The organism is Actinosynnema sp. CA-299493, from assembly GCF_050946825.1.
Classification (GTDB): Bacteria; Actinomycetota; Actinomycetes; order Mycobacteriales; family Pseudonocardiaceae; genus Actinosynnema.
Genome location: NZ_CP191993.1, coordinates 6627435 through 6645747, shown reverse-complemented (window position 1 = coordinate 6645747; position 18313 = coordinate 6627435). Strand labels below are relative to the sequence as shown.

General features: G+C 70.3%; 14 protein-coding genes and 1 pseudogene. 7 read left to right on the top strand and 8 right to left on the bottom strand.

Going from position 1 to position 18313, the window contains the following annotated elements:
• Positions 1-15: 15 nt before the first annotated feature.
• The 5 genes from ACQPYE_RS27700 to ACQPYE_RS27680 form a co-directional block, all read right to left on the bottom strand.
• Positions 16-1875 (bottom strand): VirB4 family type IV secretion system protein, encoded by a 1860-nt coding sequence (locus ACQPYE_RS27700; RefSeq protein ID WP_498715513.1) that lies wholly within the window; start codon positions 1873-1875, stop codon positions 16-18.
• Positions 1875-2990, bottom strand: a complete 1116-nt coding sequence (locus ACQPYE_RS27695; RefSeq protein WP_498715512.1) for a PrgI family protein — start codon at positions 2988-2990, stop codon at positions 1875-1877. Before ACQPYE_RS27695 ends, ACQPYE_RS27700 begins: the two co-directional genes overlap by 1 nt.
• Entirely contained in the window at positions 2987-4615 is a 1629-nt protein-coding gene (locus ACQPYE_RS27690; protein WP_498715510.1) for a TrbL/VirB6 family protein, read from the bottom strand. Before ACQPYE_RS27690 ends, ACQPYE_RS27695 begins: the two co-directional genes overlap by 4 nt.
• 398 nt (positions 4616-5013) lie before the next feature.
• The gene (locus tag ACQPYE_RS27685) at positions 5014-5331 is read right to left on the bottom strand and encodes a pilin (protein WP_498715509.1); all 318 of its coding nucleotides are present in this window, start codon (positions 5329-5331) and stop codon (positions 5014-5016) included.
• 191 nt (positions 5332-5522) lie between these two features.
• Positions 5523-6509: a hypothetical protein gene (locus ACQPYE_RS27680; RefSeq protein WP_498715507.1), complete on the bottom strand. Its 987-nt coding sequence runs from the start codon at positions 6507-6509 to the stop codon at positions 5523-5525.
• 569 nt (positions 6510-7078) lie between these two features.
• Here ACQPYE_RS27680 and ACQPYE_RS27675 point away from each other — a divergent pair.
• From ACQPYE_RS27675 to ACQPYE_RS27655, 5 genes and pseudogenes are all read left to right on the top strand, one after another.
• Positions 7079-8170, top strand: coding sequence for a hypothetical protein (locus ACQPYE_RS27675; protein WP_498715505.1), 1092 nt, complete (start codon positions 7079-7081; stop codon positions 8168-8170).
• The gene (locus ACQPYE_RS27670) at positions 8167-9201 is read left to right on the top strand and encodes a TRM11 family SAM-dependent methyltransferase (protein ID WP_498715504.1); all 1035 of its coding nucleotides are present in this window, start codon (positions 8167-8169) and stop codon (positions 9199-9201) included. Before ACQPYE_RS27675 ends, ACQPYE_RS27670 begins: the two co-directional genes overlap by 4 nt.
• Positions 9198-9734: pseudogene (locus ACQPYE_RS27665) on the top strand (DNA cytosine methyltransferase); the annotation flags it as partial. The gene ACQPYE_RS27670 and the pseudogene ACQPYE_RS27665, both read left to right, overlap by 4 nt.
• 274 nt (positions 9735-10008) lie before the next feature.
• Positions 10009-10164 carry a hypothetical protein gene (locus tag ACQPYE_RS27660; RefSeq protein WP_498723104.1) on the top strand — a complete coding sequence of 52 codons (156 nt, stop codon included), beginning with the start codon at positions 10009-10011 and terminating at the stop codon, positions 10162-10164.
• Positions 10165-10166: 2 nt separating this feature from the next.
• Positions 10167-10541 (top strand): hypothetical protein, encoded by a 375-nt coding sequence (locus ACQPYE_RS27655; RefSeq protein ID WP_498723103.1) that lies wholly within the window; start codon positions 10167-10169, stop codon positions 10539-10541.
• Positions 10542-10732: 191 nt separating this feature from the next.
• On the opposite strand, the gene ACQPYE_RS27650 is transcribed toward ACQPYE_RS27655, so the two are convergent.
• Positions 10733-12634 carry an alpha/beta hydrolase family protein gene (locus ACQPYE_RS27650; RefSeq protein ID WP_498715501.1) on the bottom strand — a complete coding sequence of 634 codons (1902 nt, stop codon included), beginning with the start codon at positions 12632-12634 and terminating at the stop codon, positions 10733-10735.
• Positions 12635-13104: 470 nt separating this feature from the next.
• On the opposite strand from ACQPYE_RS27650, the gene ACQPYE_RS27645 reads away from it, so the two are divergent.
• Together ACQPYE_RS27645 and ACQPYE_RS27640 are read left to right on the top strand one after the other, a co-directional pair.
• Positions 13105-13737, top strand: a complete 633-nt coding sequence (locus tag ACQPYE_RS27645; protein ID WP_498715499.1) for an IS630 family transposase — start codon at positions 13105-13107, stop codon at positions 13735-13737.
• Positions 13738-15098: 1361 nt separating this feature from the next.
• Positions 15099-15512, top strand: coding sequence for a hypothetical protein (locus ACQPYE_RS27640; RefSeq protein WP_498715497.1), 414 nt, complete (start codon positions 15099-15101; stop codon positions 15510-15512).
• Between the two features lie 653 nt (positions 15513-16165).
• On the opposite strand, the gene ACQPYE_RS27635 is transcribed toward ACQPYE_RS27640, so the two are convergent.
• Complete coding sequence (locus ACQPYE_RS27635; RefSeq protein ID WP_498715495.1) at positions 16166-16360, bottom strand: hypothetical protein; 195 nt, start codon at positions 16358-16360, stop codon at positions 16166-16168.
• Positions 16361-16655: 295 nt separating this feature from the next.
• The gene (locus ACQPYE_RS27630) at positions 16656-18311 is read right to left on the bottom strand and encodes a bifunctional aspartate transaminase/aspartate 4-decarboxylase (protein ID WP_498715493.1); all 1656 of its coding nucleotides are present in this window, start codon (positions 18309-18311) and stop codon (positions 16656-16658) included.
• Positions 18312-18313: the final 2 nt, after the last annotated feature.

Below are 18313 nucleotides of genomic sequence, written 5' to 3'. Positions count from 1 at the left end.
GCGCGGAGAAAGTGGTCAGGCGGCGTCGAGGCCCAGGTCGACGAATGCGGCGTCGGCTTCCTCGTCCGTACCGGCGGCGTTGGCGTAGGCGGCGAGTTCGGCCGGGTCGCTGGTGACCAGGTAGTGCTCGGTCGGCGAGGCGATGCTCTGGAACGCCACCCGCTGCGTGCCCGCCGACAGCAACCCCTGTCCACGGTCGGCGGAGAGGAGGAAGGCCCGTTCCCCGGCGGAGAGGTCGAAGGTCCGGGTGATCTCGTCGATGGCCTGCGACGCCTGCCGCAGCAGGATCTGGGTGGCCGCGTTCGCGACGACCGCTTTGCCCAGGTCGCTGCCGAGCACGTCGGCGGTGTCCTGCGTGGCCACCGTGAGGCCCGCCCAGTGCTTGCGGGAGGCCTTGGCCATGCGGAAGAGGAACTCGGCGCCGGAGGGTTGCTTCATCAGCAGCCATGCCTCGTCCACTACGACCAGGCGCGGGCGTCGGATGGCCGGGTTGGACACCCGCCGCCACACCGCGTCCAGGGTCAGCAGCGTGCCGATGCCCTTGAGCTCGTCGGGCAGGTCGCGCAGGCTGAACACCACCAGGTGGCCTTCGGGGTTGACGCTGCTGGGCCCGTCGAACAGTTGCTTGAACGCGCCTTCCACGTAGGGGTGCAGCCGGGCTGCCAGCTCACCGCCCGCCCGGTCACCGGCCTGGCCGGCGCCCGCGAGTTGGTCGCGCAGGTCCCGCAGGGTGGGGGAGGGGCGAGTCCAGGTGCGGGCGTCGGAGGTGATGCCGACCGACTGGTAGGTCGCCGCGATCGCTCGGTCCAGCGCGGCCCGCTCGGCCGCTGTCGGTTCGCCGCCGAGGAGCACGGCGATGACGGTGTGCAGGAACAGCGACCGGCGCACGAGCGCGTCCTTGGGTGCGGTGCGGTGGCCGTCTGCGCGGGTGTGGACGGGCAGGTCGAACGGGTTGAGCCGGACACCCCGCGCGCCGAGGTGGACGTAGACCCCGCCCACTGCGGCGGCCAGACGGGCGTACTCGTCCTCGGGGTCGACCACGGCGATCTCGATGCCCCGGTACAGGTTGCGCAGCAGTTCCAGCTTGACCAGGTAGGACTTGCCCGCGCCGGAGCGGCCCAGGATGACGGAGTTGTGGTTGTGCATCCCGTCGCCGAACCGGTCCCAGTGCACCAGCCCTTGGGAACCGACGTTGTAGCCGTAGAGCACCCCGGACGGTGCGGCCACGGACGTGGGATCGGCAGCGGGCAGGTCGGGACTGGTGAACGGGAACGCGGCGGCCAGCGCGCTGGTGTCGAACGTGCGGCGCATGCCGATCAGGTCCAAGCCCATCGGCAGGGTCGACACCCAGCCCTGCAACGACCGGTAGGTGGTGTGCTTGGCGTCCAGCAACAGCGAGGCGCACAGCGACCGCAGCGCGGCCACCTCATCGCCCAGCGCCTTGTCCGAGACGGCGTGGATGGTCAGGTACAGCCCGACCCGGAACAGCTTGCCCTCGCCACGGGCAACCCGTGAGGACAGGTCGTAGGCGTCTTCGGTGGCCGCCTCGACCTGCGGGTCGAACAGGCGCCCGTGCTCGGCGGTGTGACGCCGCCCGGCCTCCAACTTCGCCAGCTGCTTGCGCAACCGGGAGGCGGAGGTGACCGGGTCGATCGGCTCCACGTGCAGCGACACGTCCAGCCGTCCGGGGTAGGTCAGCAGCGGCGCGAGCCAACCGGGGTGCACCTCGCGCGGGAAGCCGACGACGGCGAAGCTGGAGACCCATTCGCCGCCGACCTCCAGGTGCCGTGCGGCGACCGACAGGGCATCGGGAGTGAACGCGGAGGAACCGACCGGGGCGGGCGGGCTGTGGTCGCGTCGGGTGCGGAAGGCCATCAGGACCGTCCCCTCTCGTCCTCGTAGTCCCAGTCGTCGTCGACCAGGTCGGAGTCGGGTGTGGTGATGACGTCGTCGGCCCCGGCCAGCCCGGTCGACGGGGGCAGCAGGCTGTCGGGATTGCACGCCGAAGCCAGCACCGCCGTGGCCTGCCCGGCGTCCAGCGGGGTGACCACGATCCCGGCCGGGGCGAGCAGGTCGATCGCTTCGCCGAGGCGGCGTACCAGGCGTGACTCCGCTGCTCGCCGCATCCCCGCACCGCTCTCACCGCCCGCTCGCGTGCAGCGCTTGCCTGCCATCGCGCCGAGCAGCGACAGCGGACCGGGGCCACCCAGCCCGTCGGTCGGGACGGCACCGTTGAGCGGTTCACGCAGCACGAGCAGTACCTGGCGACGCAGCAGGTCGGACTGCCCGCCGAGTTGGGTCAGGTAGTCGGCGTGTTCGACCGCGGCGGCCTCCAGCGCGGGGTGCGGCAGTCCGCCCGCGCGCTCCCGCAGCTCGGCGATCTGGGCGGTCAGGTCGAGCCGTTCGGTGCGTACCAGCACCTGCACGGGTGCGGTGAGCGAGTGCAGGTAGCGGCCGAACGAGGCGACCAGCGCCTCCTGTTCGTTCGGGGTGCGCAGTGCGAAGTTCACCGTGGAGGCGACCGCGACCACCGCCAGGCCGTCGCCGCCCAGGTCCACCACTCCGGTCTCGGTGACCGCCTCGGCCGGCAGCCGCAGCGCCGAAGGGGAGACCTGCTCGGGTCGCTCGACGCGGTCCTTGCCGTCGGTGGTGTGGTTCGCGGTCTGGGTGAGCCATGCGGGTGCCGGTCGCACGCCTTCGGGGGCGGCGACGCGGTGGCGCGGGGCCAGGCGTTGTCGGATGGCGGCGAGCAGCAGTGTGTCCAGCGGCATTCCGTCGCGCTTGCCGACCGCGAGCATCGTCGCCGCCGCGCCGACCGGGACGGCGAAGGCCGCGAACACCGGGATCGGCACGAACGCGCGGGTGACCAACCAGATCAGGTAGAGGACTGTCCCGGTGGTGGCGAGGACGGCGAGTTGGCGTGCGGTCAGCGGGCCGAGCACGCGGTCGTGCATGTCGACATCGGCCGGGATGCGCACGGGGTGGCTCACCGCTGCTCACCTCCTGGACGCGCCGGCCGCACGGGGCGTGCGGGAGGGACCGGAGGAACACCTCGAACCGGCGGACCGCCGGGTGTCGGTGGCGTGGTGGGCGGACCCGGCGGCTGGAACAGCACGGGCGCGGGTGTGTGGGTCCTGGCACGCCGGCCGTGCGCGCCGGGCGGTGGCGGCGCGGCCGGGCGGAACACCGGTGCCTCGGCCCGCTCCGCCGCCCGGACCGGTGCGACGGGAGTCGCGCGAGCGGGAGGGCGGAACCGCACCTCGGGCGGGACGGTGACCGCGCGTGTGGAGGGTGACGTGGGCCGAGGAGGGGCGTCGTTACCCGTCGTGCGGAATACGGGTGCCGCCGCGGTGCCGATCGGTGGCTGACCGGGTTCCGGCGAGTCGTCGGTGGCGGGTGACGCGGTCCGGAATTCCGGAGTGGTGGTGCTGCCCACAGGGCTCCAACTGGCCAGGTCGTGCGTGGGCGTTTGAGGGGAGGGCTGGAGGAACCGCAGGTGCTGGTGACCGGATACCGTGCGCCGCCGCGCGACTTCCCGGGCGTGGTGGGTGTACAGGCGACGGCTGGTCGCCTCGGGGCTGAACACGCCGCCGATGCCGCCCCACTCCCGCACCGGCGCAGGCCACATCGGGTCGCGTCCGTGCGGTGTTCGGGCACCGTGTTTCGCGCCGCCCGCCGCGGACGCGACGGGAACACCCGCGCCTCGACCGCCGAGCAGGCCCATCGTCTTGCCGACCACGAACGCGCGGGCAAGTCCGCCGACGAGGGAGTGTCGTCCGCCGCCGATCTGGACCTGTCGCATGATCCAGCCGGGGATCTTCACCAGGACCCAGATCAGGGAGATGAGCACGAGCAGGTTGACCAGTCCGTCGGCGGTGGGTGCGCCGAAGAAGTGGAAGCCGCCGGGTTGTAGGAACACCTTGAGCGCGCAGATCAGCGTGAGGCTCTGGCCGACCTGGATGCCCAGGACTCCGGCCCCGGCGCGCCAGTACCAGTAGGCCAGTCCTTCGGTCTGGGGCAGGCCGTGGCACATCAGCGGCAAAGGTGCTCCGGCCAGCAGGATCACCGTGAGCGCGACGCGGACGATGTAGCCGACCAGCAGCGCGACCAGCAGGATGGTGAGCACCACCGACAGCGCCCCGGCGAACAGCCCACCGGTGACCAGCGAGTTGGCCACCAGGCTGACGAACAGTTCGGTGACCGCCTTGCCCGAGGTCTGCGGGTCCAGCCCGTCACCGAGCACGGCCATGGTCGCGGCGTTGGCCAGGCGGATGGCGTGATCGCCCACGATCAGGCTGAGGTTGGCGGCCAGGAACCCGACCACCACACGCGGCGCGATCTCCCGGAACGAGTAACGAGCCTGCACTGACTCGTGCCCCATCACCAGCAGCCCGGCCAGCATCACCAGCAGCGAGTAGACCGCCACCACGAACAGCCGCGACTGCTCCCAGATCTCCCCGACCCTGGGCAGGTCGGCCAGCGTCGGCGTGGACAGCAGACTGCTGCCCACCCAACTCAACAAGACGTTGAGCGACTCGCCGACCAACAGGTGCAGGAACCCGGCGATGCCCTCCCCGATGCAGGCACCGGGGTTGAGAATCCCGCACTCGGACATCGCCGGAGGTGTCGGTGGAGCACTCGTCGGTGTGGCGGCGGGGTGAGTCGAGGTCGTTGGTGAGGGAAGGCATTGTGGCGGGCGAGGTTGACCGGGTTGAGGGGTGAGGCACGGGTTCGCCGGCGCGGTGGTCGGCACCGCTGTCGTCGGTGAGCTCGTCGGGCATGGCAGTGGGTATGGTCCCGGGCCGGTGCAGGGATCGGCGGGTTGGGCTGACGCGGACAGCACCAGCGTGCAGGCCAACGCCGCGACCACGCCGGTGAGCACCACCCACACGGTGCGGCGTCGTCGTCGGGTCGTGCGCCCAGTGGTGTCGTCGTCGACCGGCGAGGTCCCGGGTCGGACGTCGGCTGCGGACCGGTCCTGCGGGTGCGGGCGCGTGGTGGATGCGGCCATGGTCAGGCCCCCACGATTCCCTTGAGCACGGTGACGACCAGCGGGGCGAGCGCGGCCAGGCCGTAGCCGATCCCGGCCGACTTGAACGCCTGCTTGGACTTCTCCTGCTCGCCGGGGTCACCGGCGCCGAACACCCGACGCACACCGCCCACGGTGAGGAACACCGTCGCCAGCCCGGCGAGGATGCCCATCAACCAGTTGCGGATGTTGTTGAGCACCTCGTCGACGCTGCCCGCGATCGCGAGCACCACCGTGCCCGCGTGCGCGGTTGCCGCAGAGGCCAGCAGCACCAGCAGGACCACCTCGGTGAGCACGAACACGCGACGCAACACACGCCCGCGCACTGCATGAGAGGTCGGAGGGATCGTTGTCTGCCGGCTGTGCGAGTCGGAGCTTGTGCAGCCGGTCGGCCGGACGTGCGAGCTGCTCTCGTTCCGGTCCGGTGCGGGTCCGTCGACGGGTCGGTTGTCGACGTTCCCGCGGTGGCGGTGAAGACGGACGGGGGTACGGGTCAGGCGCATTGCGACGCTCCCGGAGTCGGGCCCGACAGCCGCTGCGGCGGCTCGGGCGAGGAGGTGGTGGGCGTGGGGGAGGGCGAAGTCCTCCCGCGTCCGTGAACTCCGGAAAATCCGTCCTGCGGGGACATACGATCCCCAGATTTCCGTGGCGCGCGCTTCCGCAAGGCCGTCACCTTGCGTGACGAATCGGTAGTGGAGATCGACCGTTGGGTGGCCGTGGTGATGACCACCGAGTCGACCGCCCGGGTCGCCGGATCGTCTTCGCTGGCACCGGCGTGCGTCGTGTCCGCGGCGTCGTGGAGCAGGTAGGCGACGAGGCGGTGCTCGGCGCGCCGGCGTGCTTTCTTCACCGCTTGGTAGGACAGGTCGCGTACCGCCGCGGCGTCGGCCAGGGACACGCCTTCCAGGCGGGTGGAGCCGATGAGTTCGGCCTCGGTCGCGGTGATGGCGCCCTCGGCGACGGCGCGGGCCAGGACGAAGTCGGGGTGGCCCCACGGGGGTTGCGGCGCGGTCGAGCGGAACCCCGGGCTGAACGGCATCGGCCGGTCGAGCGCCTCGCGCACGGCCGCGTGGCCGGCGCGGTAGGCCGCCCACCGCAACCGCAACATGATGCGCGGCCGACGCAGGTCCACCTCGCCCAGTTCGGCGACGAACCCGGTGAGCACGGCGGCGTGGATGTCGCTGGGATCGCCGGCGAACTTCGCCGACAGCGCGGCGATGATGGAGATCAACGCGGGCAGGGCGACACCGACCGCGCCGACGGTCCAGGTGCCGCCCTCGGTGCGGGCGAGCAGGACCAGGTGCGCCCACACCGCGTCCCGCAGCGCCTGCGGGCAACGGCGGTTCAGCAGCCGGTCGCGCAGCTCGTCCAGCGGCACCCGCCGCGCCGGCAGGCCGGGGAACAACCGGCCGTCGACACCTACCGGATGCGGGCCGACGGTCAGCCATGCGAACGCGGACCGGACGGCGTCCAACGGCATGTCACCACGCTCGAAACCCGAGCGCGGAACGACGTCATGTGAAGTCATGGAACAGCTCCCGAAGCGAGTCGGAACAACGAATCGCCCAGGACGCCACAGCGGGTAGTACCAACCACTGACCAAACTGGTACCGCACAGGTACCGACGACCTTCCGCGCGCCTCCCTGATAATCCGCAGATCGACCTTCACGGTGAGCATGATCATCGGCTTGACGTTTTCAAGATCCTCAACGGCGCGGCGGTAATGCCCCTCTAGCTGTGCTTAGTCGGGTCCGGTACTAGTTCGGTACCAGTTTGGTCATAGCGGTGTCCCTCAGGCAGCGGCGCGAAAGTGACGAGCCGGACCGGCGACGACTAGCGCCGGAAACCGCCGCCACCGTCCCGCGTGAAAGCCGCCCTCCTCGCATGCGCGAAGGCGGAGCGTAAGCCTTCACCAGTTTCAACGTGACTATGGAGTCATTCGGAAAGTGGCCCACCGCATGTCCCCGGAGGACCTTTATTTCGGAGTTCTCGGGTGTCGTCAGCGTCCCGCACCGACGGGCGCACCCCACCTCAGCGACGGGAATCCCATGGCCCGACCCGAGCACTCCGACAGCCGCCCACCACAACGCCACGCCGACACCACGCGCCCGACCCCACCTCGCCCCGGTGGACGGCAGGGCGCGGACCGTCGTCCCTGGCCGACCGCCCCGACAACGACCCGCGTCAGCCCCGCCAAGCCCATCGGCGACACCACCCGTTCCCGGTCGCGCGGCTCGGCCTCCACACCCACCCCGGCCACTGTCTGGACCGCCACCGCGCACCCGATCGACCTCGACGCCACGTGGCCCGCAGCGCTGGTGCAACGCATCGTCACCTCGTTCAGCCGTCCCGCCGCACAGGTCGTCCTGCTCACCTGGCCCACCACCGACCAACAACTGCCGGGGACCGTTCCGGAGGGGATCGACGGCGTCATCGACCACGCGCCGGACGCCGAGTCGGACCCCGAACTCGCCGACGCCGTGCGCACGATCGAACACCTCGACCGCGCAGTGCGCGTCGAGCACGTCCCGGGCGACCCGATCGCCACCGACCCGGCCTCCCGCCCCTTCCGGGCCGACTTCCTCGACGGCACCGGCCCGGCGTCCGCGACCGTCCCGACGACACCAGCGGTCGCCATCGAGGCCACGGCGCACCACGAGCGGTCGATGGCCGGCGGCACTGCGGACCTGGTCATCACCAGCCTGCGTCCGCACCACTCCGGTGACCGCGCGGCAGACCTCGTCGCCGTCCATGCGGCCCGCCTGCTGCGAGCCGGCGGCACCCTTGCCGTGCTCACGCACTGTGACTGGACCAGCGGTGAGCTGGCGGACCCGACCGGTGCCGTGGTGACCGCTGGGCAGAACGCCGATCTGCTCTACCTCCAGCACGTCGTCGCCGTCCACGCACCCGTCCGCGACGGACAGTTCCACCTCGCCGACACACCACCCACCCACCACCGCGACGGCACGTCAGACCACACCGACACCGACGACGCACAGGCCCGCACGCGGCACCGCGCGCAAGTACGCGGACTGCCCGCACCGCATCGGCGCATCCACTCCGACGTCCTCGTCTTCGCCCAACCGCACGACCACCAACCCCCGACGGACGCACCCGTGCGGAAGGAAGACATCCGATGAGCGTGCCGCGCACTCCCCGTTCTACTCGACCCTCCGCCGACACCGACGCGAACCCCTCAACCGGCACCAGCGGCGACCGGTCCGAGCCGCCCGCAGTCTCGGTGTGGACCACCGCGCAGGCGTCGCCGGCGGCCCAGCGCAAGAACACCTACGTCCCGGAGTCGACCGCGCACCCGGCCAAGATGCTGCCCGAGGTCGTCCGCCACGCCGTCACCCACTACACCCGCCCGGGCGAGTTGGTGCTCGACCCGATGTGCGGCATCGGTACCACCCTCGTCGAAGCCGTCCGCCTCGGCCGCCGCGCCGTCGGCGTCGAGTACGAACCCCACTGGGTCGACGTCGCGAACGCCAATCTCGACCTCGCGACCGAACAGGGCATCGACCACGACGGGCGGGTCTTCCAGGGCGACGCCCGCCAGCTCGTGACGCTGCTGCCGGAGGAGTACGTGGGACAGGCGGCGCTGGTGGTGACCTCCCCGCCCTACGGACCGTCGACCCACGGGCAGGTCTCGGCGGTGCCGGGCGTCGGGGTGCAGAAGTACCACCTCTACGGCAACACCCTCGACCGCGGCAACCTCGCCAACATCGGCCACCACCGGCTGCTGGCCGGGTTCACCCGCATCCTCGCCGCGCTGCGCACCTTCCTGAAGCCGGGCGGGCACATCGCCATCACCATCCGCCCGTGGCGCGAACACGCCGAACTGATCGACCTGCCCTCCCAGATCCTCGCCTGCGGACGCACGGCCGGTCTGATCCCGGTGGAGCGCAACGTCGCCCTGCTGGCCCGCGTCGCCGCCACTGACCTCGTCGCCCGCGGCAGCTTCTTCCAGCGCGACTTCATCCGCAAACAGCGTGAGGCTGGGCTACCGCTGCACCTGATCGCGCACGAGGACGTGCTCGTCTTCCGCACCGCCCTGCACAAGACCGCCGGCGGGCCTGCGGCGAGCGTGACCGACCTCGGGCAGGTCCATTTGACGCGGTCCACCGGCCATCTCGGTGACGTTCCCGCACGGCGAGGACGGGCGGCATGACCCGGCACCGTTCGCCTCGTTCGCGGACGGCACGTCCGCTCGCTCCCGCCCCGGCCCCGGCGGTGACGTCGGGGCCGGGGCGGGGCACCTCAATCGTCGACCGCGAACCGGTCATAGGGTCATTGTGCACCGGTTACGGCGGCCTGGACCTCGGCGTGCTGACCGCGCTCGGCGGTGGCCGGATCGCCTGGGTCGCCGACCCCGACCCGCACATCGAGCAGATCCTCGCCGCCCGGATGCCGGGCGTGCCCAACCTCGGCGACCTGAGGCACATCGACTGGGCGGGAGTCGAGCCGGTCGACGTGCTCGTCGCCGGATGGCCCTGCCAGGACATCTCCGCCGCCGGCCAGCGCGCGGGCATCGAGAAAGGAGCCCGCAGTGGACTCTGGACCGACATCGTGGCGGGCCTTCGCCTACTACGACCAGCGCTCGTCGTCGTGGAGAACGTCGCCGCGCTTCGCTGGCGAGGGGGAGGACTGCACCGTGTACTCGGCGACCTGGCCGAAACGGGGTATGACGCGGCATGGCGTAGCGTCCGCGCCTCCGACATCGGAGCCGCCCACCGCCGCGAACGGGTGCTCCTGCTCGCCTGGCTCCGCCTGCTCTGCCCCGGTCGAGAGGGCCGGGATGTCGACCGCGCACGACGGCTCGTCGAACGACGCCGCAGCCGCGAGCAGACGAGGTGGCCCGACGCCGCCCGGCGAGCGTCCGCTACTGCCCACCCTGCGGACCTCGGACACCGGAACGGCGGGCCGTGCGGCCGGACGGGGATTCCGGCCACCGCTGTCGCAGCAGGTGCTTCCACTCGTGGACCTGACAGGGTTGCTGCCGACACCGCGTGCCACGGACGGCACGAAGGGCTGCCCGGCACAGCGCGGGTCCAAGGGCGACCTGATGCTGCCGTCGGCGGTCATCCGGCTGCTGACCCCGGCCGACGGCCAGGAAGGAAAGGCCACCTCGTAGCGGTGCCGGACCCGACCGGCGGCCCGGCCGGTGAGCCGACCGTCCAGGCGTCGTCCGAGTCGGTGCAGTGGGGTGTCTACGAGGCGGCGATCCGCCGCTGGGAAACCGTGCTCGGCCGTCCGACACCGCACCCGACCCAGCCCGGTAACCACGGCCGCCCGGTGCTCGCACCCACCTTCGTCGAACACCTCATGGGCCTACCACCCGGCTGGGTCACCGACCTCCCGCTACCCCGCACCGCGCAGCTGCGAGCGCTGGGCAACGGCGTAGTCCCGCAGCAGGCCGCCCACGCAGTGTCGCTGCTGCTGGACGACCTCGCCGAACTTCTCCACCCCGACCACCGGTCCCAGACCGGAGAGGAGGTGCTCGCGTCATGACCACACGACACCCGGCGGCGCCCGATCACGGGCCCGCCCTGCGACTGCTGTCCCCCGGCACCGGCCGGGAACTCCAAGCCGTCTACGCCAACCCGGAACGCCTGACCGCGCACGCCGCGAAGCACGACATCCCGGTACACCGGGTCTCGGCCGGGAACCTCCGCACCGACACCCGGGCCACACACCCTCGGTCAGGGCCGGAGCCGGCGGTCGAACCACGCACGGGTCCGGCGCAGGAGGTCGAGTTGGTGGTGGCGTTCCCGGATCGAGTGCCCTTCCCTCGGATAGATCACGAACTCGTGCTCGACACCGAAATGCCGCAACGCCCGGTGCAAGTACACGGACTGGCCGAGGGGCACGTTGGTGTCCTCGGCGCCGTGCAGGATGAGCACCGGGGTGGTGATGCGGCCGGCGAAGGAGATCGGGCTGACCGCGTCGTGCGGGTGCGGGCCGATGCCCGACCACCCCGTGCTGCCCCCGAGCGCAGCTTCGAACTGGCCGTTCTCCCCGGTCGCGGCGAGCATGCCCCAGTCGATGACGCCGGCGAGGACCAGCGCGGCGCGGAATCGGTCGGTCTGACCGACCGCCCAGGCGGCCATGAACCCGCCGTGGCTCCCGCCGGCGATGCCCAGTCGATCCGGATCGGCGACGCCCTCGGTGATGAGCAGGTCGATGCCGGTCAGGATGTCGGTCCACTCCTCTTGTCCGACCCTGCCGGCCACGCTGAGGGCGAACTGGTGGCCGTGGCCTTGGCCCCCGCGCGGGTTAGGCAGGAACACCGCGTAGCCGGCGGTGGCCAGCCACTGCGCGCTGGGGAACCAGAACAGCTGGAAGCGGTCGGCGTAACGATCGTAGGGGCCTCCGTGCACGATCGTGACCAGGGGGAACGGGCCGTCCGACGCGGTCTTCCCTACCGGCAGCACGAGCAGGCCGTCCAGGTCGAGGCCGTCGGCGGCACGGTAGGCCAGCGGTTGTTGGGTCCCGAATGCGATGCCGCTCAGTTCCGGGCGGGTGTCGGTGATCTTCCGCAGCGGCCCGGTCGGCGGCCCGACGTGAACGTTCGCGGGCTGGTACCGGGTGCCGGTCAGTGCCGCGATCTTCTCGCCGGTGGGTGTGGTGGTGAGGTCGTCGAGGCGTCCGGGGTGCTGCGACAAGGTCGTGGGGCCGGTGGGGTCGAGTCGGGCCAAGGTCGTGTTCAGGCCGTCGGCAAACACGACCAGTGGGACGGTGTCGGTCTGGTGCAGTTCGGTGGGGCACATCGGGAGGCCGGACGTCCGGTTGCGCAGGACGCGGCTGTCCACGGCCAGGTCGAACACAGCGGTACCGGCTTGCAGAACCGGTGGGGTGAGAGCGAGATAACCGAGGTGCCAGCCGTCCTCGCCCGGCCACCAGGCCAGGGATCGCGCGTCCGCCCCGACCGTCCCGAGGTCCACCGTGACCCCGGTCGTGGGATCGAACAGGTGCAGTCGGCCGGTGCGGGGGCCGTAGTCGTTATCGCTGCCGGCCTGGGTGAGCACGGCGAGCGGGCCACCGTCGGGTCGTTGCCGCAATTCCACGACGTGCCGGTCGCCGAACACATCCGGAGTGGTGACCAGGCTGGTGCGCAGGTCGAGCAGGCGCAACCGGGCACGCGGTTCGCGCTCACCGACGACAATGGCGTCGTCACGGTCCTGGGCGCGGCGCGCGTCCTGTTCGGTGGGTTCGTCCTGGGCGAGCAGAGCGACCAGGTTGGGGTCGGCGAGCGGCAGGTGGTCGACAATGCCGGCGCGCCAGCTGGTCACCGCGGCCGCCGCGCCGTCGGCGAGGGCGAGCCGGTGCACCTGTGGGGTGCCGCGGTCCGCGCGGTCGGACAGGAAGAACACCGTGCCCGAGTCCGCGGACCAGCGTGGTCGGGACTCCGTTGCGGTGTCGGTGGTAGCCCGGCGCGACGCGGCGGCGCTGTCGGTGTCGACGAGCCAGAGTTCGGTGTCGAGGTGGTCACCGGTCCGGCTGGTGGGAGCGAGGACGTAGCAGAGCAGTTGCCCGTTCGGGGCAAGGGTCGGGGTCTGCGGTGCGCGACCATCAACGACGAGTTCGGCGGTCAGACCTGTCATGTGATCAGTCTGCCGACATCGATAGGGCAGCACGCGAGCGAGTCAGCGCAGGTTGACGCGAGGTTGTCCGGCGGGTTCCTGGGCGGATCGTTGCCCTCGAACCGTGCGGACGGTTGCCGTGCCGACGATCCGCACCCGCGCAGTGCGCCGCGCAGTACCTTTCCGCTGATCGGCCTCGGTTTCGACCGGGCCCGCTGCGTGCAGTACCTCGCCCAGCACGGATCCGCGCAGCCGGTGGAGTCCGCCTGCGTCGGCTGCCCCTTCCACGGCAACGCGAGCCGGTACCGGGTACGCGACAACGGCCCTCAGGGGTGGGCCGAAGCTGCCGGGCCCGACCACGCCCTCCGCCACGCCACTACTCCAGGCCCGCAGCTGACCTCCACGGACATAAGCGTCGAGGACGACTCCGACGGCTGCTCACCTTGGTTGGGCCGCTCCGGCCGGCCGGTCATCGCCGAGGAGCAGGCCGCATGAACACCTCCGACGCGACATCGACCCCCCACACCAAGGCGCACAACGTCCTGACCCTGTACGACCACCCACCACACGACGGCCGCGTCATCTGCGTGGACGAGTTCGGCCCGCTGCGCCTGCGCCCACGCAAAGGCCCGGCCTGGCAACGTTCGGTCCCGCCGCCCCACCCTCGCGGCAGGCGTCCACGGCGACACGGCGTGATGTACATGCTCGCCGCACTCGACCTGACCACCGGTCGGATCCACTACCGGATCCGGCGTCGTCAACGCCACCACGAACTGCTCGACCTCCTGCGCAGCCTCCGAGCCCGCTGGCCGCGACAACGGCTCCACCTCGTGCTGGACAACTACGCATCCCACCACCACCTCGCCGTCCGCGAGTGGGCCGAGGACAACAACGCCGAACTGGTGTTCCTGCCCACCTACAGTTCCTGGCTCAACTGGATCGAAGTCGAGTTCATCGCCCTGCGCCACCTCGCCCTGAGCGGCACCGACCACCACAGCCACGCCGAGCAGAATGCCGCCATCGCCGTCTACATCCGCCGACGCAACACCCACGCCCGCCCCAAGACCGGCTTCGACACCGACTCACCCCTGCGCACCTGGTTCCACAACCCGCCGAGACGATGACCGCGACACCACCATCGCGGCACTAGCGGTTCCTCGGGAGCAAGTACGCGACAACACCGGGGGCACGATGAGCAGATCCCGGCGAGCGGCGGCGATGATCGCGTCGGCTGGCACCGTGCTCACGGCAGCACCCACCAGGCCGCGGCGCAGACCGACACGGCACGGCCGACGTGGCGCCGCCACGCGAGGCGATCAGCGGCGCGTTGCGGAGAAGAGGGCAGCCGCCCACGTCGTTTCAATGAATCCCGACGCCGGATGCCGGTGATGGGACACCGTTCATCGGCTTCGGGAGCCGGCCATCAGCGAGGGGGTCGATGTCCAGCGGCACCTTCGTCGGCGCTGCTCTGTGACCGGTTCCGGTCTGCGAAGCCGACGTTGAGGCCGTGGCGTCCCCAGGTCGGCCATCCGGCTGGCTTCCCACACAGGGTCGACACGAACCCGATGACGTTTTGCTCTGATGTGGCGGCCCTAAAGCGCAACGATTGTTCCGCCGACAAAGTCGGAAGATATTGTCCGCTTGTCGACCCTCAAACTCCCGACCTGCGGTGATTCGACAGCAAGGAAGGCAACCACGCACTTTCGGTTCAATATTCATGAAGCGTACCGGTGCGGGTACGGCGCAGTTTGCGGAGGCGATGGCCTCATCGGCGAGAACTGCTGACCGATCTCCTGATCACCCGAAGTCGATCACGTAGCGACGTGGGGGTCAGGCTGTCCGCTGCGGCCTCCGCGCGGGCGACGTCGGTATCGCGGGGGCGGGTAGCCGCCACCGGCCCTGCAAACGGGACGCGGCCCGACCCCGTCTGGGGTCGGGCCGCAGTCGTTGTGCTGTTGTCCGGTCCGCGCGAGGTTGACGGAGGCGCGAGCGGCTGCCCTGCGGTTCGTCAACCAGGTCCGGATAACTGGCTGGCGAAGTTTTCAGACCTGGTTGACGAATTCGGTTGAGGGGAGCTGCGGTGGGAACACGGTGGGCGTGGCTGCTGACGGTCATGGGCCACGTCTTCCCAGGTTGTCGTCGAGCGTTCGACAACGCGGACCCTCACTCGGACGGCGCAACACCTCCGGCTCGGCAGCGGCGGGGTCGGGACGGATTGTTGCGATGGTCCTCGTTTTGGTGCGCCAAATGGGTAATATTCTGCGCTCAGGTCAGTTGCAGGTGGGTGGTGAGCTAGTTTGATTTTGTCCGCAGCGGAACATTTCTGGGGCGATGAGGCTGGTGAGCGCCTGTTCGACGGTAAGTGTCGAGGATGTGTGCAGATTGACCGGTAAATTTCCTGTTTAACACGTCGGATGTTTTTCGTGCCGTGGTCTGTGTTGTGAGAATAGGGGTTTCGATGTCGGGTCGATACGGGTCCAAGCTTATGATCCCGATGCTGCTCATAGTTGCCGGGGTGATGTCCGCCGGTTCGGTTGCCGCCGCGCCGGACGCGCCGGACGCGGTGGCTCGCGTCGCGTCCGGGAAGGCCGGGCAGTCGGGCAGTGCCGCCTCCCTGGAATGTCGGGACGCGACCAGCCCGGGGGGTGCCCGGGTGGAGTTCTGCTGGACGTACAGCGAAGGGAGCGACGGTGTCGGCGGCCGCGTGCCGATGTGGAGGGTGGGTGGAACGGTCTACGGCGAAAGCTTCGGTCAGGTGAACTGGGTGACCGCAGACGGACGGGCGACCTGGCAGAACACTAAGCGACCGAACTTCGCAGAGTACTTCACGTGGTCGACCCAGCGGCCGCAGTTCCGGGCGTGCAATTCCAACGGTTGTGGTTCCTGGCTTACCGCGTGACCGGCGGCCGGACCTCCTACGCGTGACAGTCGTCTGTCCTGCTGGACGCCCGACCGTCGCCACTCATATGGGACTCGGGAGCAGATGGCACCCAGCGCCGCGACCGGTTGCAAAGTTGACCGCGGCGCTTCCGCATCGCAAGGGCCCCTCTGTTGCACATGGTTGCTCCCCCGGTGGGCACCGCGACCTTGACCGCCCCCACCACGATCTTCCACCGAGGATCACAGGCAACACAGGCCGCCCGGTAGGCGACGCCATCCCAGGCGGCTTCGTGCTCCCGTGCCAGAGCGGCCCCGAGGTTCTGGCGGATGACCTCGCGGGCTCGCAGCATCATTTCCATGCCACCAGCTTTGTTGAGCGCGTCGATGTGTTGAATCTCCGTTCTCGATTCCACCCCGATCGACGTCATGATCCTGGCCGCCGACGGCGTCCCGGTCCGGGCCGACTTGACCATCGCGATAGGCGAAATCGGGTTGGGTGGTGTCAGAGTCGGGCCAGATAGCGTGGAGGGTGTCGGCGGTGGTGTGGGCAAGGATGTGGAGCCGGTCGGGGTGAGCCTGTCGCGGACTGCGCGTTGGGCCAGGGCGTGCACCGTCACCGCCAGTGGGGGCTGGTTCGGGGTGAGGGTGATGAGGTTGAACCGGTGTAGTCGGTCAGTCCGTCGTGGACGTCGTCGGGTTCGATCGGCCAGCCGGTGAGGTGGTCCAGGACGGGTTGGGCGGTGAAGGTGGTGAGGGGATGTCGTTGGGGTCGAGCAGGGCGGCGATTTCCAGCAGCGGGCGGGCCAGGCCCGCGCCGCACGGCCGGGTCGGGTCTTTGACGAGGTCGGCGCGTTCGATGGAACCCACCAGGTGACCGCGATGGTGCATTGGTGTTCGGGCAGGGTGTGTTCGGGTGGGGTGAGTTCGGCCAGGGCGCGGCACCGGTCGGCCAGCAGGCCCCGGTAGGCGGTGACGGTGAGCAGCGGCTGGTCGGCCAGGTACGCGTCGGCTGGCTCAACGCCAACGGCAACCCGACCACGAGCAGCCTGACCAACCCGGCGAACGTATGTGGTCAACGCGCTAACTTCAGAGAAGTCGTCGCCTGCGGCCTACGCCACCGTCACCCGCCCGGCCGTCGGCGTCGTTGTGAACCAGAGGGCGGTCACCTGGCGGTCGACTCCTGCCATTCGTTCAGGTACTGGCGGAAGATCAGGTTCAGGTAGTGGCCGATCCGCAGGTAGTCCAGGTCCTCCAGGTTGGCCAGGGAGACGCGCACGGACCATTCGGGGCCGTCGAAACCGCCGCCGTTGAGCAGGACCACCGAGGTCTGCTCGGCGAGCCGGAACAGGGGGTCGACCGGCTCGTAGGTCGCTTGGAGGTACTCGGCGAACGCGGAGCCGTGCAGGCGCTCGGCCTCGGCGAGGAGGTCCAGTTCGATGTAGTAGGCGGCGCGGTGGGGGTCGTCGGTGATCCGCATCTGGGAACCCTCCAGCAGCAGGTTCAGCCGGCGGTCGACGATCTCGCGGACCTGGTGCTTGTACTCCTGCCCCGCCTTCTGCAGCGCGTACAGCGAGAACAGCGTCATCTGCACCTGCTGCGGTGTGCTCAAGCCCGCGGTGTGGTTGAGCGCGACCCGGCGGGAGTCGGCGACGATCCGGTCGATGAAGCGGATCTCGTCCGGTTCCAGGGTCAGCGTGCCGTAGCGCGTCCGCAGCCGGTCGCGCTCGGCGTCGGGCAGGTTCGCGATCTGCTCGTCGTAGATGTTGTCGTCGTGCAGGCCGATGACGCCCAGCCGCCAGCCGGTCGCGCCGTAGTGCTTGGAGTAGGAGTAGACGAGCAGCGTGTTGCGGGGCAGGTCGGCGGCCAGGCTGCGGAACCCCTCGACGAACGTGCCGTAGACGTCGTCGGTGACGATCATCAGGTTCGGGTTGCGGGTCGCGACGACCTGCTGGATCTCCTTGCGCACCACGTCCGAGAGCGCCAGTGACGGCGGGTTGCTCGGGTTGACTAGGCAGACCAGCCTCACCGACGGGTCGGCCAGCTTGGCGATCTCCCGGGACGGGTAGCGCCACTCCCGCACGCCGGTGTCGCTGAACTTGTCGGCCTGCACCAGGACCAGTTCGAGGCCGTAGGTGTCGAGCACCGGGATCTCGATGTACGGGGTGAAGATCGGCACCATCAGCGCGACCCGGTCACCCCGCTTCAGCAGCCCGTTGGCCATTAGCGAGTCGAAGATGTAGCACATGGCCGCCGTGCCGCCCTCGGTGGCGAACAGGTTCAGCGTCTGCCCTTCCGGGGCGTGCCCGTCGAAGAGCTCTTCCCGCAGGTACCGGGCGACCACCTGCTCGCCGCAGCGCAGCATCCGGTCCGGCACGGGGTAGTTGTCGGCGGTGATGCCGTCGGCCAGTTCGTGCACCCAGGTGTCGGGGTCGAACCCGAACTCCTCGACGCCCAGGTCCACCGCCCGCCGCAGCTCCGCCATCCCGGGCAGTCCCGGGTTGGCCAACGCGTAGTCGGTGAACCGCGCGGCGATACCGCCCTTCGCGGGCATGCCCGCCAGGTCGCCCGCGGTCCACACGCGACGGCTCTCGGCCATCGCGAACGCCCCCAACGCGTAGAACGCCTCTCGCGGGGCTGCCGCCGTCCAGTTCGGGTTGCCACGCCCGGCGTTGAGCATCAGGTCGTTGGCCCGCTGCTTCTGCACGGGCTGCTCGGCGAGCCGCTGCTCGGCGAGGGCGATGAACCGCTCCTTCAGCTCGAACGGGCTCAGCTGCGCGTACCGCCGCAGTTCCGCGCGGGTGTGGCCGGGCTCGGTCATGG